Annotated in this window: 11 protein-coding genes and 1 tRNA gene; 9 read left to right on the plus strand and 3 right to left on the minus strand. The window is 71.9% G+C overall.

Going from position 1 to position 15277, the window contains the following annotated elements; all coding sequences use genetic code 11:
* Nucleotides 1-229 precede the first annotated feature (229 nt).
* The 3 genes from E6R62_RS10715 (at nucleotide 230) to E6R62_RS10725 (ending at nucleotide 3026) form a co-directional block, all read left to right on the plus strand.
* Nucleotides 230-1078 (plus strand): carbohydrate ABC transporter permease, encoded by an 849-nt coding sequence (locus E6R62_RS10715; protein ID WP_136213151.1) that lies wholly within the window; start codon nucleotides 230-232, stop codon nucleotides 1076-1078.
* A gap of 143 nt (nucleotides 1079-1221) precedes the next feature.
* Entirely contained in the window at nucleotides 1222-1992 is a 771-nt protein-coding gene (locus E6R62_RS10720) for a carbohydrate ABC transporter permease (RefSeq protein WP_240801600.1), read from the plus strand.
* Between the two features lie 47 nt (nucleotides 1993-2039).
* On the plus strand, nucleotides 2040-3026 hold the full coding sequence (locus E6R62_RS10725) for a hydroxyacid dehydrogenase (RefSeq protein ID WP_136213152.1): 987 nt from the start codon (nucleotides 2040-2042) through the stop codon (nucleotides 3024-3026).
* A gap of 387 nt (nucleotides 3027-3413) precedes the next feature.
* On the opposite strand, the gene E6R62_RS10730 is transcribed toward E6R62_RS10725, so the two are convergent.
* Nucleotides 3414-4265, minus strand: a complete 852-nt coding sequence (locus E6R62_RS10730) for a sugar phosphate isomerase/epimerase (protein ID WP_136213124.1) — start codon at nucleotides 4263-4265, stop codon at nucleotides 3414-3416.
* Complete coding sequence (locus E6R62_RS10735; protein WP_136213125.1) at nucleotides 4262-5338, minus strand: LacI family DNA-binding transcriptional regulator; 1077 nt, start codon at nucleotides 5336-5338, stop codon at nucleotides 4262-4264. Before E6R62_RS10735 ends, E6R62_RS10730 begins: the two co-directional genes overlap by 4 nt.
* 274 nt (nucleotides 5339-5612) lie before the next feature.
* Here E6R62_RS10735 and E6R62_RS10740 point away from each other — a divergent pair, with 274 nt between their 5' ends.
* The 5 genes from E6R62_RS10740 to E6R62_RS10760 all read left to right on the plus strand — a co-directional run bounded on the left by E6R62_RS10740 (nucleotide 5613) and on the right by E6R62_RS10760 (nucleotide 13228).
* The gene (locus tag E6R62_RS10740; RefSeq protein WP_168714023.1) at nucleotides 5613-6737 is read left to right on the plus strand and encodes a Gfo/Idh/MocA family protein; all 1125 of its coding nucleotides are present in this window, start codon (nucleotides 5613-5615) and stop codon (nucleotides 6735-6737) included.
* Nucleotides 6734-7894, plus strand: a complete 1161-nt coding sequence (locus tag E6R62_RS10745; RefSeq protein ID WP_240801594.1) for a dihydrodipicolinate synthase family protein — start codon at nucleotides 6734-6736, stop codon at nucleotides 7892-7894. The genes E6R62_RS10740 and E6R62_RS10745 overlap by 4 nt, the downstream gene beginning before the upstream one ends.
* Nucleotides 7891-8730, plus strand: coding sequence for a sugar phosphate isomerase/epimerase (locus tag E6R62_RS10750; protein WP_136213127.1), 840 nt, complete (start codon nucleotides 7891-7893; stop codon nucleotides 8728-8730). The genes E6R62_RS10745 and E6R62_RS10750 overlap by 4 nt, the downstream gene beginning before the upstream one ends.
* Before the next feature lie 117 nt (nucleotides 8731-8847).
* The gene (locus E6R62_RS10755; RefSeq protein ID WP_136213128.1) at nucleotides 8848-11271 is read left to right on the plus strand and encodes a polysaccharide lyase 8 family protein; all 2424 of its coding nucleotides are present in this window, start codon (nucleotides 8848-8850) and stop codon (nucleotides 11269-11271) included.
* A gap of 361 nt (nucleotides 11272-11632) precedes the next feature.
* Nucleotides 11633-13228 carry a N,N-dimethylformamidase beta subunit family domain-containing protein gene (locus E6R62_RS10760; protein WP_240801595.1) on the plus strand — a complete coding sequence of 532 codons (1596 nt, stop codon included), beginning with the start codon at nucleotides 11633-11635 and terminating at the stop codon, nucleotides 13226-13228.
* A 98-nt stretch (nucleotides 13229-13326) separates the two neighbouring features.
* Here E6R62_RS10760 and E6R62_RS10765 read toward each other — a convergent pair.
* Nucleotides 13327-13400 (minus strand) — tRNA-Trp (locus tag E6R62_RS10765).
* A 329-nt stretch (nucleotides 13401-13729) separates the two neighbouring features.
* On the opposite strand from E6R62_RS10765, the gene E6R62_RS10770 reads away from it, so the two are divergent.
* A partial coding sequence (locus E6R62_RS10770; protein ID WP_168714020.1) for a GMC oxidoreductase occupies nucleotides 13730-15277 on the plus strand: 1548 nt, incomplete at its 3' end.

The following is a 15277-nucleotide window of genomic DNA, read 5'->3' on the forward strand; positions in this document are numbered from 1 at the left end:
GACACACCTCGCGGGAGGCGCCCTGGGCGGCGGGCCGGGAGCCGGGCCGGCCGACGGCCCGGACGGCGACGGTGTGGCCCGGGCCGGTGGGGCGGTGGCCGCCGCGCGGACCGCAACAGTCGATCGCCGGCACGGACCCGCGACCGGGCCCGGCGGCCCCCTCCCTGCCGGCGGCGCGCGTACCACTCGGACCACCCGGCGCCCCGGCACGGGCGCCGCGGCCCTGTTCATGGCGCCGTTCTTCGTCCTCTTCGCTCTCGTCACCGTCGCGCCCGTCGGCTACGCCGCCTGGCTGAGCCTCTTCCACGAGGAACAGTCCGGCCTCGGTTTCGGCGGCACGGAACGGGTCTTCAGCGGCATCGGGAACTACGCCAACGCGCTGACCGATCCCCTCTTCCTGTCCTCGTTCCGGCACATCGCGCTCTATTGCGTCCTCTACGTACCCGTCATGATCGGCGGCGCCCTCGTCCTCGCCCTGCTGCTCGACTCGGCCCTCGCCCGGGCCAAACGCTTCTTCCAGATCGCCTTCTACCTGCCGCACGCCGTGCCCGGTCTCATCTCGGCGGTCATCTGGCTCTACCTCTACACACCCGGCCTCAGCCCCGTCATCGACCTGCTCGACTCGGCCGGCCTGTCCTGGGACTTCTTCGGTCGAGAGGAGGCCCTGCTGTCCGTGGTCAACGTCTCGGCCTGGCAGTGGATGGGATACAACATGATCATCTTCTTTGCCGGGCTCCAGGCCATTCCCCGCGAGACCCTGGAGGCCGCCGGCATGGACGGCGCCGGCGCGCTGCGCACCGCCTTCCAGATCAAGGTGCCCGGCATCAAACCGACCGTCGTGCTGACCGTCCTGTTCACCTGCGTCGGCGCCGTCCAACTCTTCGACGCCCCGCAGCTGCTCCAGCTGCGCGCCACCGAGATGGGCGAGTCGTGGTCGCCGACCATGTACGTCTTCAGCGCCGCCTTCAAACGCCACGACTACGGGCTGGCGGCGGCGAGCGCGTTGCTCCTCGCCCTCGTCGCCGGCGCCGCGTCCTACGTCGTCACCAGGCTCGGCAACCGCTGGAGGACCGCATGACCACCGCCTTGGCGCCCGGCGGGCCGCATCCGGGCACCCGCCCCCCTCGGCCCCGTTCCCGAACCCGTTCGCGAACCCACCCCCGTCTCCTGTCCCGGGCCGTCGTCAACGCCGTGCTCCTCCTCGTCGCCGCCTACACCCTGATGCCCCTCGCCTGGCTGGTGCTGGCCGCGACCAAGGACCGCCGGGACCTCTTCGCCACCGCCCCCTACTCGCTGGGCCGCTTCCACTTCCTGACCAACCTCGGCGACGTCTTCACATACGACGACGGCGTCTTCGGGCGGTGGCTCGGCAACAGCCTCCTGTACACCGTGGTCGGCTCGACGCTGTCCGCCCTGATCAGCGTGGCCTGCGGCTACGCCTTCCACGCCTACGAGTTCCGCCACAAGGAACGGCTCTTCGGCGTGGTCCTCGCGGGGGTGCTCGTACCGGCCACCGTGCTCCAACTGCCCCTCTACCTGATGGCCTCGGCCGCCGGGGTGGTGAACACGTACTGGGCGTATCTGGTGCCCGCCCTCGTCAACCCCTTCGGGGTCTATCTGGCCCGGGTCTTCGCGGAGGGCTGCGTCCCGGACGAGGTGCCGGCCGCCGCCCGCGTCGACGGGGCGGGTGAACTGCGACTCTTCGCCCACGTGTCGCTGCCGATGCTGTGGCCGGGTTTTGTGACGATCTTCCTGTTCACCTTCACGGCCATCTGGAACAACTTCTACGGCGCCCTGACCATGCTGAACGACGAGCGGCTCTACCCCGTCAGTCTGGGCTTGTTCATGTGGAACCGCAGCGTCTACCAGCAGCCCGAGCTGTACCCGCTCGTGATCACCGGTTCCCTCGTCTCCGTCGTCCCGCTCGTGCTCGCCTTCCTCGGCCTCCAGCGCTTCTGGCGCTCGGGGCTCACCGCAGGAGCCGTCAAGTGACCCCTCCCCCTTCGTACGCGGTGCGGCGCCCGGTCACGGTCCTCGCCATGAGTGCCGGCGCCCGCGCGGCTGTCCTGAGCGACCGGGTGCTGCCCAAACTCGTACGCGTCGCCGACCTGGACCCCGAACTGCTGCTCACCGACTTCGGTGACGACGAGCCGACGCTCTGCCGCCGGCTCGCCGAGGCCGAAGTGCTGTTCACCGGGTGGGGCTGCCCGCCGCTCGACGCCGAGGCACTGGGACGGATGCCGCTGTTGCGCGCCGTCGTCCACGCCGCCGGCAGCGTCAAACACCATGTGACGGCCGCCTGCTGGGACCGTGGTCTGAAGGTTTCCAGTGCCGCCGCGGCCAACGCCGTGCCGGTCTCCGAGTACACGCTCGCCGCGATCCTGTTCGCCAACAAGCGGGTACTGGAATCCGCGCACGCCTACCGTTCGGCGCGCGGTCCGCTGGACCTGCTGGGTCGCTATCCCGCCGTCGGCAATTACCGTCGCACCGTCGGGCTCGTCGGGGCGTCACTCATCGGGCGTCGGGTCATGGAGTTGCTGCGCCCCTTCGACCTGCGCGTGCTGGTGTACGACCCGTACGCCGACGCGGGCGAGATCGCGGCGCTCGGCGGCGAGGCCTGTGCGCTCGACCAACTGCTGCGCCGCAGTGACGTGGTGAGCCTGCACGCGCCCGCACTGCCGCAGACCCGGCACCTCTTGGACGCCACGGGACTGGCCCTGATGCCGGACGGCGCCACGCTGATCAACACCGCGCGGGGTTCGCTGGTGGACACCGCGGCGCTGACGGAGGAGCTGGTCACCGGGCGCCTGCACGCCGTGCTCGACCACACCGAGCCCGAGGTGCTGCCCGCCGGTTCGCCGCTCTTCAACCTGCCGAACGTGCTCCTCACCCCCCATGTGGCCGGTTCGCTGGGCGGCGAGTTGGACCGCTTGGCGGCGACGGCGGTCGCGGAGCTGGAGCGCTACGCCTGCGGCCTTGCCTTCCGCCACCCCGTCGACCCCGCCCGGCTGGCCTACTCGGCCTGAGCGCCGTCGTGCCGATCCCCCGGTAGCCAACCTCCCGGGATGCCCGGCTGAGCCGGGCGACCGAGCAGGGCAACCGCCCGACCTACCCGCCCCTCCCGGCCCCATCGCCTGCCCGCCTGCGGCCCCCCTCCCGGCCCCACCGCCTGCCCGGCACCGGCCCACCGGGGCCGTCCGAGCCGCCCGGGCATCCGGTCCGCCCGGGCATCCGGGCCGCCCGGGCATCCGGGCCGCCCGGGCATCCGGGCCGCCCGGGCATCCGGGCCGCCCGGGCATCCGGGCCGCCGGGGCGCCCGGCCACCTGGGCACCCGGTCCGCCGGCACCCGGTCCGGCGGACATGCAGGCGGGCAGGCGGGCGGGCGGGCGGGAGGCGAACCGGTCCGGTCCGGTCACGGTGGTCGTGGCAGGGCTCCTCCCGGCTCACCGGGGCTGCCGGCCGACCTCCCGGCCGGGGCGCTCCGATCGCGGGAGAGCCGCACCAGGTGCTCCCGCCCCCGCGTCAGCTGCCCCGGCAGCTCCTCGGCCCCGGGGTACCAGCGCTTCTCGTACTCCCAGCACAACCAGCCCCCTGACGGTACGTGCGCCGTCACTTCGTCGAGCGGCAGGACTCCGGCGCCGAGGGTCAGCGGCGTGAGGTCCTGGGCCGAAGCCACGTCCTTGACCTGTACGTAGCCCAGGTGTGGGGCGAGATCCCGCCATGACTCGCCCGGCTGCTCGCCCGCCAGCCAGGTGTGGAGTACGTCCCACAGCGCGCCCGCGCCCGCCTGCCCGACCCGGTCCAACACCCGGGCTGCGGCGGCCCCGGTGGGGTGCGAGTCGTGGGTTTCCAGCAGGAGCCGCACGCCGTGCCGCTCGGCATACGGCGCCGCGGCGCGCAGCCGGCGAACGGCATGGGCGTCCGCGTCCGCCTCGGGGAGGCCCCCGCCGCCGGGGAAGACGCGTACGTACGGGGCTTCGAGATCGGCCGCCAGCCGGACCAGGGAGCGCAGTGCGGCCAGGACCGGCCCGTCGTCCCCGGAGGCGGCGACCTCGACATATCCCGCGACCCCCAGGACGGTGACCCCGGCGGCGGCGAGGGTACGCCGGGCCGCGACCCTCTCACCGCCGGGCGTGTCGGGGTGCAGGGGCTCCTCCGTGTGGGCCCGCAGTTCCAGGCCCTCGTACCCGTGCTCGGCGGCGAGGGCGGCGCTGCGCGCGACCGGGGTTCCCGGCAGGCCGAGCGTGGAGAAGGCGTACTTCACGGCCGGCTCCCTTCGCGAGGCGGCGCTCCGGTGGAGGCCCGCACCAGCAGCTCGGTGGGCAGGGTGGTGATGCGGCCCGGCGGCGCGGGTCTGCGACCGGTGACCAACTGGGCCGCGAGCACGCCCGCCTCGCGCAACGGGACTCTGACGGTGGTGAGGGCCGGTGCGGTGTCCACGCTGAACGGCAGGTCGTCGAAGCCGGCGACGGACACGTCCTCGGGGATGCGTATCCCGGCTTCCCCCAGGGCGGCGGCCACACCCACGGCGACGGTGTCGTTGGCCGCCGCGACGGCCGTGAAGGGTCTCCCCCGGCGAAGCAGTTCCCGGGCGGCGTCGTAGCCCGCGGCGCGCTCGAAGCCGGCGTGCAGGGTGAGAGGGGCGCAGGCGTCGAGCAATGTGGGGTCGTGCCGTCGCAGCGCGGCGGTGTGTCCTGCGAGCCGCTCCCGGGTGGTGCTCAGGCCCGGCGGCCCGGCGACATAGGCGATGTGTCGATGGCCCAGGGTCAGGAGGTGTTCGGCGAGGCGGAAGGCTCCTCCGTGGTCGTCGAACATGACGGTGGCGACGGGCAGTGCGGCGGGTACCGCAAGCGCGGGTCTCCCGCACAGCACCACGGGGGTGCCGGCGAGAGCCATCCGGCCGATGCGTGCGGTGAGCGCGGTGCTGTGCTCCGGTTCCTCGACCGCCCCGCCCGTCAGGACGACCCCGCCCGCCCGCTGGCCCTCCAGCAGGGTGAGGTAGTCCAGTTCGGCCGAGGGAGAGCCCTCGGTGTTGCAGACGACGGCGAGCCTGCGGCCGCCTCCGTGACCGGCCGGCGCGAGCGCCTTCTGCAGGGAGCCGGCGAGAATGCCGAAGAAGCTGTCGGCGACATCGTGGACGATCACGCCCACGAGGTCCGAGGTGGCGGCCGCGAGGGCCCGGGCCGGACCGTTGGCGATGTACCCGAGTTCCTCGACGGCCCGTTCCACCCGGGTCCGGGTGCCCCCGGCCACCGGGTGTCCGCCGTTGAGTACACGCGAGACCGTGGCGGGCGAGACGCCCGCGTGCGCCGCGACCTCGGCGAGAGTCACCGCCATGTCACACCCCTCCTTCTGCCCGTGCGCTCGGTGGCCGGGCCGTCGTCCCATCCGTCGTGATCTCAAGTCTGCCCCATTCAGAAAGCGCTTTCCATCACTCGTACGGGTGTTGTGCGCCAGCACCTTCCGCTCCTAGCCTGGTGGGAGTGAAAGCGCTTTCCATGCGCTTTCCCCGCAGCTTTCCGACCCGTTGGGCGTGACGCACAGGAGGGGACCCGTGGAAGACAACGCAGTCGACAAGGCGCATCGGTCGACACGAACGATCAGGATCGCGATGAACGGCGTGACCGGCCGGATGGGATACCGCCAGCACCTGGTGCGCTCGCTCCTCGCACTGCGGGAACAGGGAGGACTCGACCTCGGGGACGGCACCGTGCTCTGGCCCGAGCCGGTCCTGGTCGGGCGGCGGGAGGCAGCCCTGAGGGCCATCGCCGACCGGCACGGGCTCGAACACATCAGTACCGATCTGACGGAGGTGCTGGCCGATCCGGAGGTGGAGGTCTACTTCGACGCGCAGGTGACCGGCGCCCGGGAGGCGGCCGTCCGTCAGGCCCTCTCGGCGGGCAAGCACGTCTACTGCGAAAAGCCCACCGCCCTCTCCTTCCCGGCCTCCCTGGAGCTGGCGCGGTTGGCGGAGGCGGTCGGAGTCAGACACGGCGTGGTCCAGGACAAGCTGTTCCTGCCGGGGCTGCTGAAGCTGAGGCGGTTGATCGAGGGCGGCTTCTTCGGGGAGATCCTTTCCGTGCGGGGGGAGTTCGGGTACTGGGTGTTCGAAGGGGACTGGCAGCAGGCCCAGCGGCCGTCCTGGAACTACCGCGCGCAGGAAGGCGGCGGCATCACCGCCGACATGTTCCCGCACTGGGAGTACCTGCTGCACGAGCTCTTCGGCCGGGTGCGCTCGGTGCAGGCCCTCACCCGTACCCACATCGGCCGCCGATGGGACGAGGAGGGCAAGCCGTACGAGGCCACCGCGGACGACGCGGTCTACGGCGTCTTCGAACTGGAGGGCGGCGCGGTCGCGCAGATCAACTCTTCCTGGGCCGTCCGCGTCCACCGCGACGAACTGCTGGAGTTGCAGGTGGACGGGACGCACGGCTCGGCGGTCGCGGGCCTGCGTGATTGCCGCATCCAGCATCGGGCGGCGACTCCCAAGCCCGTGTGGAATCCGGATCTTCCCCAGACGGAGTCCTTCCGCGCCCAGTGGCAGGAGGTCCCCGACAACACACCGGCGGACAACGGGTTCAAGACCCAGTGGGAACTGTTCCTGCGCCACGTCGTCCGGGACGAGCCCTGGCGATGGGACCTCCTGGCCGGGGCGCGCGGGGTGCAACTGGCCGAACTCGGACTTCGGTCCTCGGCGCAGGGTCGTCGAATCCAGGTGCCGGAGGTGGCCTTGTGAACGCCATCCTCCTGCCCACCTCGGAGGGCGGGTACCGCTCGTACCGACCCAACCCCGACCCCCTGCCGCCATTGACCTGCGGGCCGGCCCGGAGTCGGACGTTCTACGCGGCGGCGCATGTCGTCGCCGACCCACGCGCCGCCTGCGCCGAAGCCGGGACCGAGGTGGACTGGGAGGCCACGTCGGCCTTCCGGCACCGGCTGTGGGCGCAGGGGCTGGGGGTCGCGGAGGCCATGGACACGGCGCAGCGCGGGACGGGCCTGGACTGGCCGGGCGCGGCCGAGCTGATCCGCCGCTCCGCGGCCGAGGCCCGCGCGGTGGGAGGCCGGATCGTCTGCGGCGCCGGGACCGACCAGCTGACGGCGGCCGGGACCTACTCGATCAGCGAGGTCATCGCGGCGTACGAAGAGCAGCTCGCGCACAGCGAGGCCTGCGGGGCGCCGGTCGTACTGATGGCCTCCCGGGCTCTCGCGAGGGCTGCCCGGGGACCGGAGGACTATCTGGAGGTCTACGGGGAGTTGCTCCGGCAGAGCGCCGGACCCGTCGTGCTGCACTGGTTGGGCCCGATGTTCGATCCGGAACTGGCCGGCTACTGGGGCCACGACGACCCGGACGAGGCCACCGAGGTCTTCTTGAAGATCATCGCCGAGTATCCCGGGAAAGTGGACGGGATCAAGGTCTCGTTGCTGGACGCAGACCGGGAGATGGGCATCCGGCGCCGGCTGCCGGCCGACGTCCGCTGCTACACGGGCGACGACCACCACTATCCGGAACTGATCGGCGGGGACGGCGAACGCGCGAGCGACGCCATGTTGGGCATCTTCGATCCGATCGCACCGGTCGCGGCGCGCGCGGCACGGGCACTGGACCGTGGCGATCCGGTGGCCTTTCGCGCGCAGCTGGATCCCACCGTGACCCTCGCGCGGCACCTGTTCTCCGCTCCGACGCGCCACTACAAGACGGGGGTGGTCCTTCTGGCCTGGCTGGCGGGTTTCCAGGAGCACTTCACGATGCTGGGTGGGCACCAGTCGGCGCGCTCACTCCCCCATCTGGCCACGGCCTACGAACTGGCCGACCGGCTGGGTCTCTTCCCCGATCCGGAGCTCGCCCAGGCCCGAATGCGGCAGCTGTTCTCCGTGTACGGGGTGGCGTCGTGAACCGCGAGCCGACTCCCGCCCGGTTCAGCCTCAACCAGGAGACGATCCGGCAGTGGTCGCTCCCCGAACTGGTGCGCGGCTGCACGGAGGCCGGGGTGGGGGCAGTGGGCCTGTGGCGTGAGCCGGTACGGAAGTTCGGGGTCCGGCAGACGGCGAAGCTGATCGCCGGGGCGGGGTTGCGCGTCAGCTCGCTCTGCCGGGGAGGGTTCTTCACGGCCGCCGACCCGGTGGGACGAACCGCGGCCCTGGAGGACAACCGGCGGGCCGTCGAGGAGGCCGCCGAACTCGGGGCGGACGTTCTGGTCCTGGTCTCGGGCGGACTGCCCGCCGGGGACCGGGACCTGATCGCCGCGCGTGATCGGATCGTCGACGTCCTGGGCGAGTTGACGCCGTGGGCCGCCGCCCACGGGGTGCGGTTGGGCATCGAAGCACTCCATCCGATGTTCGCCGCGGACCGCTGTGTGGTCTCCACCCTGGGCCAAGCCCTGGACCTGGCCGAGCGGTTCCCCGCGGAGCGGGTGGGGGTGGTGGTGGACGCCTACCACCTGTGGTGGGACGAACGGCTCCCGGCGCAACTGGGCCGGGCCGGGGCGGGCGGGCGCATCGTGTCGGTCCAGGTGGCCGATTGGGTGACCCCCCTCCCCGAAGGGGTGCTGATGGGCCGGGGTCAACTCGGGGACGGGTGTATCGATCTTCGGGGCTTGCGCGAGCTGACCGACGAGGCGGGATATCACGGGCCGATCGAGGTGGAGATCTTCCGACCGGGGCTGTGGGCCCGGGAGGGATCGGAAGTACTGCGGGAGGTGATCGAGCGCTATCGCCGGCATGTCGCATGAGGTGGGGACGGCGGTACCGCCGGAGCCGACCGTGCGGTGAGGACCAGCACCAAGGAACGAACGGTGGGGGGCCGTAGCAGGCGGACCAGACGGTGAGTGTCGGAAAAGGAGAATGCGATGACGGACCCATGGAGTCGGCGCGCCTTCCTCTCCACGGCGGGCGGAGGGGCGTTGTGGCTCGGCGTCCCCCAGGCACGTGCCGGGACCGGACCGGTCGCAGGCACGGACACGGACACGGACACGTACGAAACGATGCGCTCGGTCTGGCGGGGGCTCAGTCTGGGGGGCGGATTCCCCGTGACGAGTGAGCCGTTCCGGTCGCGGCTCACCGAGCTCGGTGACCAGGCCGAGGGTTGGCGGGCCACGATGGCTCCGGCGCCCCGAGCGCTCTGGCCCGATCTGGGGTTCGCCACCGACCCCGAGAAAATGATGCTGAGCTACTTCCGGCTGCGCACGATGGCGGAGGCTCTCGTCCGGCCCGGCACCGGGCACACCGGCGAGGCCGCACTGCGCACGGCGCTGCTGACCGGGTTCGACCACCTGCGAACGGAGGCCTACCACGCGGGGCAAGTGTCGTACGGCAACTGGTACTGCTGGCAGATCGGAGCCCCGCAGGCGCTGCTCGACCTGTGCGTTCTGCTCCAAGCGGACCTGTCACCCGCCCAACTCGCCGACTCCTGCGCGGCGGTCGACCACTTCGTGCCCGACTCCGCCGTCGCCTCCTACAGCGGGACGAGTACGGGAGCGAACCGGGTGGACCTCTGCCGGGTGCTGGCCCTGCGCGGTGTGGTCGGCGCCGAGCCGGCGAAGATCGCTCTCGCCCGGGACGCGCTCGCGCCGGTCTTCCCGTACGTCTCCTCCGGTGACGGCCTCTACCGGGACGGTTCCTTCGTCCAGCACACCTGGGTGCCCTATACGGGGACCTACGGCGCGGTCCTGCTCGGCGGACTCGGCATGCTGTTCGCCCTGCTGCGGCAGACCCCCTGGGAGGTGACCGACCCCGGCACGCGGATCGTGTTCGACGCCGTCGAGCGGGCTTGGGCGCCGTTCCTCTTCAACGGGCTGATCATGGACGCAGTGTCCGGCCGGGCGATCAGCCGCGGCGTGTCCGCGCTGGACGCACGGCATGTCCAGCAGGACGACCACGGACGGGGTCACGCGGTGCTGGCCGCGATCCTGCTGCTGGCGGAGGGAGCGGGCAGCGCGGAGCGGGCCCGCTGGCGGGGGTTGGTCAAGGGGTGGATGTCCCGGGCCTACTACAGCCCGCCCATGGCGGATCGCGGCATGGGGCTGTCCGCCCTGGCCCGACTGGCGGAGGTGGAGGCCGATACGACGGTGGCCGCGCTGCCCGAGCCGGTCGGTCACCGGCTGTTCGCGTCGATGGACCGCGCCACGCACCGGCGGCCGGGTTGGGCCGCCTCGCTCTCCATGGCGTCACAGCGGATCGCCCACTACGAGACGGGCAACGGCGAGAACCTGCGCGGGTGGCACACCGGGAGCGGGATGCTCGCCTGGTGGGGATCCACCTACGGCAACGGCCAGTACTCGGACGCGTTCTGGCCCACGGTGGACCCCTACCGACTGCCCGGGATCACCGTCTCGCGTCGGGCGCTCGCCGACGGCGCGGGAGGAGACTGGGGAGCCTCGCGGCCGGACGCGGTGTGGGTGGGCGGCTCGACGGACGGGGAGTTCGCGTCGATCGGTCAGCACCTGCGGGGCCTGGGCAGCACGCTGACCGCCCGGAAGTCGTGGTTCTTCCTCGCGGACACGGTCGTCTGCCTGGGCGCGGGGATCACCTCGACGGACGGAGTGCCGGTCGAGTCGGTCATCGACAACCGCAACCTGGGTGCGGCCGGCACGCACGCCCTCACCGTCGGCGGCGCGGTACAGCCGGCCGCCCTGGGCTGGTCGGCCTCGTTCCCCTCCCCCGGCTGGGCGCACCTGGCCGGATTCGGCGGATACGTGATGTCGGGATCCGGCTCGGGATCGGGATCGTTCAAGGCGTTGCGGGAGGCGCGCACCGGCCGGTGGAGCGACATCAACCGGGGCAGCGTCTCCACCGCGCTGACGCGGCGCTACCTCACCCTCTGGTACGACCACGGTACGAATCCGGTGGCCGCCGGGTACGCCTATCAGCTGCTCCCGGGAGCCACGGCGGCGCAGACGGCCGCGCGGGCCGCCTCCACGGACTGGCTGCGGGTACTCGCCAACAGCGAAGCCGCCCAGGGGGTGGGCGTGGGCGCGTTGGGCTTCACGGGTGTCAACTTCTGGCAGACGGGGCGGGTCGGCGCGTTGGAGGCGAGCGGCGCGTGTTCGGTGACGGTGCGGGAGAGATCCGACGGCACCGCCGTCCTGTCCGTCGCGGACCCGGCCAGGGCGCTGACGGCCCTGACCGTGGCGTGGGACCGGCCCGTGTCCTCGGTCCTGTCCCTTCCGCCGAGCGTGTTGTCGGCGGAGACGGGCGCCCGGCTGAGACTCAACTTCGCGGACCTCAGGGGTGCGGCCGGAGCCGGCCAGGAGGTGGTGGTCCGCCTGGGCTGACACGGCGCCACGGGGCCTGCGATGCGCCGCGACACCCCGGTGCGGTTCCTTACGCGGCAAGGGTGAGCACGATGTCACCGCGCCCCGCGCCGCGCCTTCGAGTTCTCCCCGCGGCCGTCGCGGGGCGGTACGGCCCGTCGCGGGGCGGTACGGCCCGTCGCGGGGCGGGAGCGGGCGCGGGCAGGCACGGCCCGTCGCAGGGCGGTAGGGCGACCTCGGCGCGGCACAGCCCGTCGCGGGGCGGTACGGCCCGTCGCGGTGCGGCACAGCCCGTCGCGGGGTGGTAGGGCGACCTCGGCGCGGCGCGGGCCGTCGCGGGGCGGTAGGGCGGGCTCGGGGCAGGTGGCATAGCGTTCCCCGCATGGAACAGGAGCAGACGGCCGGGGTGGCCGACGGTGCGGGGAGGCGGCGGTTCCTGGTGATCGCCGCGACGGGGGCTGCCGCCGCCGGGCTGGGGACGCTGACGGGCTGCGGCGGCGGCGCCACTCCCGAGGGGCCGCGGCCCAGTGGCTCGGCCTCCGCCGCGGCGAGCGCGGTGCGGGGGTTCGACGTCAAGGCCGAGAACGCCCGGCCCGGGAACGCCGACTGGCGCGTGACGAACCCCGGACCGGCCCGGGCCATCGAGGGCTTCGCCGACAAGGTCAGCGTCCTGCAGGGAGAATCGTTTGGCCTGCATGTGTCCACCACCGCGCCCCGCTTCACCGTCTCCGCCTACCGCATGGGTTGGTACGGCGGCGCCCGGGCCCGGCTGGTGTGGCGTTCGCAGGCCCTGACGGGCGTCCGACAGCCCGAGCACACCGTCGAGCCCACGACGCGCATGGTCCGCGCCCCCTGGGCCCGCACCGCCACGGTCGACACGAAGGACTGGCCCGAGGGCTGTTACCTCCTGCGGCTCGACGCGCAGGGCGGCGAGGGACGACGCTTCGTACCGCTCACCGTCCGCTCGGCGGCCACGACCGGGCGCACCGTCATCGTGAACGCGGTCGCCACCTGGCAGGCCTACAACCGCTGGGGTGGCTACGGCAGCTACGACGGCCCGAACGGCGGGTACGCCACCCGCTCGCTGGCCGTGACCTTCGACCGGCCGTACGAATACGACGACGGGGCGGGGCTCTTCCTGGTGTACGAGGCGCCGCTGATCGCCTTGGCCGAGCGGCTCGGCATCCCCCTCGCCTACGCGACGACCACCGATGTCGCGCGTGACAAGCGGCTGCTGGAGGGGGCGGCCGCGGTGTTGTCGCTCGGGCACGACGAGTACTGGTCGCCGGAGCAGCGGGCGCACTTCACCGCCGCGCGCGACGCCGGGACGAACATCGCCGTCCTCGGCGCCAACTGCTGCTTCCGCCGGATCCGGCTGGAGGCCTCCGACCTGGGACCGGACCGTACGGTGGTCTGCTACAAGTCCTCCTACGAGCAGGACCCGGGTTTCCGGCGCGGCCACCCCGCCACCGTGGACTTCCGTTCTCCCCCGGCGGCCGACCCGGAGAGCTCCCTGCTCGGGGTCATCTACGACGGCTACCCGGTGGACGCCCCCTACATCGTGACCAACCCTTCCCACTGGCTGTTCGAGGGAACCGGCGTGAAGGCGGGCGACGGGTTCCCGCACTTGGTGGGCGTGGAGTACGACAAGGTCGAGACCGGTTTCCCGACGCCCCGGCCGATCGAGATCCTCGCCCACTCCCCCGTCGTGTGCGAGGGCCGCCCCAGCCACCAGGACACGGCGTACTACACGGTCGCCGGCGGCGCCGGGGTCTTCGCCACAGGGACGATGCGCTGGGTCGAGGCGCTCGACGCGACCGGTGACGGGCGCAGCGGGGCGAACCACGGCCTGGACGCCCGCGCGGGCGCGCTGACGACGCGGGTGACCGAGAACCTCCTGCGCGTCTTCGCGGCGGGTCCGGCCGGGCGTACGCATCCCGCCAAGGACAATGTCGAGGCGGTCTACGGGCGTTCGTGAGTCGCCCGGCCTTGGGCGGTGGTCGGCCGCGCGCACGGAAGACGCCGGACGCCCGGCCGGGAGGTGTTCCCGGCCGGGCGTCCGGCGTGCGCGCGTTGCAGGGGCGGCAGGAGTCGAACCTGCGACCTACGGTTTTGGAGACCGTTGCTCTGGCCGGCTGAGCTACACCCCTTCGGCGAGACCAACCATGACACGGGACGACCCGAAGATCCAACGAAATCCGCAGGGTGTCCGTTGCATGAGACGGCGCACGGCCCACGCGCCGCAGACCGCGGGCGCCGGGTCCCCCGCGAAACCTCCGCAGCCTCCGCAACCCTCCGGAACCAGCCGGAAAATATCGCGCCGCGTGTAGTGACTTACCACGCCGGCGACAGTAGAACTTGTTCTCACTCCATCGAGAGTGAGGAACGTCACATGAGTGACAAATCCCTGAACAGCAAGGTATCCAGAGGCATATCACGCCGTGGCTTCATCGCTGGAACCAGTTCCATTCTTGGAGCCATGGCCCTGGCGGTCAACCCCACCCCCGCCCTGGCGCGAAACGCCACCGCCTCGTCCGCGCCCATCGACAACGGCACACACGTCCCGGCCCTCGTCATCGGCACCGGGTACGGCGGCTCCGTCGCCGCGCTGCGCCTCGCGCAGGCGGGTGTCGACGTCCACATGGTCGAGATGGGCATGGCCTGGGACACCCCGGGCCCCGACGGCAAGATCTTCTGCAACACCCTCAGCCCCGACCAGCGCTCGTACTGGCTCCGCACGCGGACGAAGGCGCCGCTGAACTACTTCCTCGGCTTCCCCATCGACCGGGACATCCCCCGGTACACGGGCATCCTGGACGCCGAGGAGATGGGCGGCATCATCGTCTACCAGGGCCGCGGTGTCGGGGGCGGCTCCCTCGTCAACGGCGGTATGGCCGTCACGCCCAAGCGGGAGAACTTCGGCGCCGTACTCCCGTCCGTGGACGCCGACGAGATGTACGACGTCTACTACCCGCGCGCGAACGCCGGGCTCGGCGTCGGCCTCATCGACCCGAACTGGTTCGACGCGGTGGACTGCTACCAGTTCGCCCGGGTCGGCCGCAAACACGCCCAGCGCTCCGGCTTCCCCTTCGTCTTCGTGCCCGACGTCTACGACTGGGACTACATGAAGCGGGAGGCGGCCGGCACGGCCACCAAGTCGGCGCTGGACGGGGAGATCCTCTACGGCAACAACAACGGCAAGAAGTCGCTGCAGAAGACCTACCTCGCGGCCGCCAAGGCGACCGGCAAGGTCTCCATCTCGCCCCTTCACAAGGTCACCACGGTCACCCCCACGACCGGAGGCGGCTACACCGTCGTCATCGAACAGCTCGACACCACCGGCGGCACCGTCGCCACCAAGACCGTCACCGCCGACCGGGTGTTCTTCGCCGCCGGCAGCGTCGGCACCAGCAAGCTGCTCGTCAAGCTGAAGGCCACCGGCGCGCTCCCCCGCCTCAACAACGAGATCGGCAAGGGCTGGGGCGACAACGGCAACGTCATGTGCGGCCGCGCGAACCACCTCTGGGACCCGACCGGCAAGCTCCAGGCGACCATCCCGTGCGGCGGCATCGACAACTGGGCGGCGGGCGGCGCGTTCGCCGAGGTCGCGCCGCTGCCGACGGGCATCGAGACGTACGCCTCGTTCTACCTGTCGATCACGAAGAACCCCAACCGCGCCGAGTTCAACTGGAACGCGGCGGCGGGCAAGGTCGAGTTGAACTGGCAGACCGCCTGGAAGCAGCCCGCCATCGACATGGCCAAGACCATCTTCGACAAGATCAACGCGAAGGAGGGGACCATCTACCGAAGCGACCTCTTCGGCACCAACAAGATCTGGGGCGACCACCTCACCTACCACCCGCTCGGCGGCGCTGTCCTGAACAAGGCCACCGACAACTACGGGCGCCTGCACGGCCACCCCGGCCTGTACGTGATCGACGGAGCGCTGATCCCCGGCAACACCAGCGTCAATCCGTTCGTCACGATCACGGCGCTCGCCGAACGGAACATCGAGCAGATCATCGCC

The sequence above is a fragment of the Streptomyces sp. A1136 genome, from assembly GCF_004795055.1.
GTDB lineage: Bacteria > Actinomycetota > Actinomycetes > Streptomycetales > Streptomycetaceae > Streptomyces.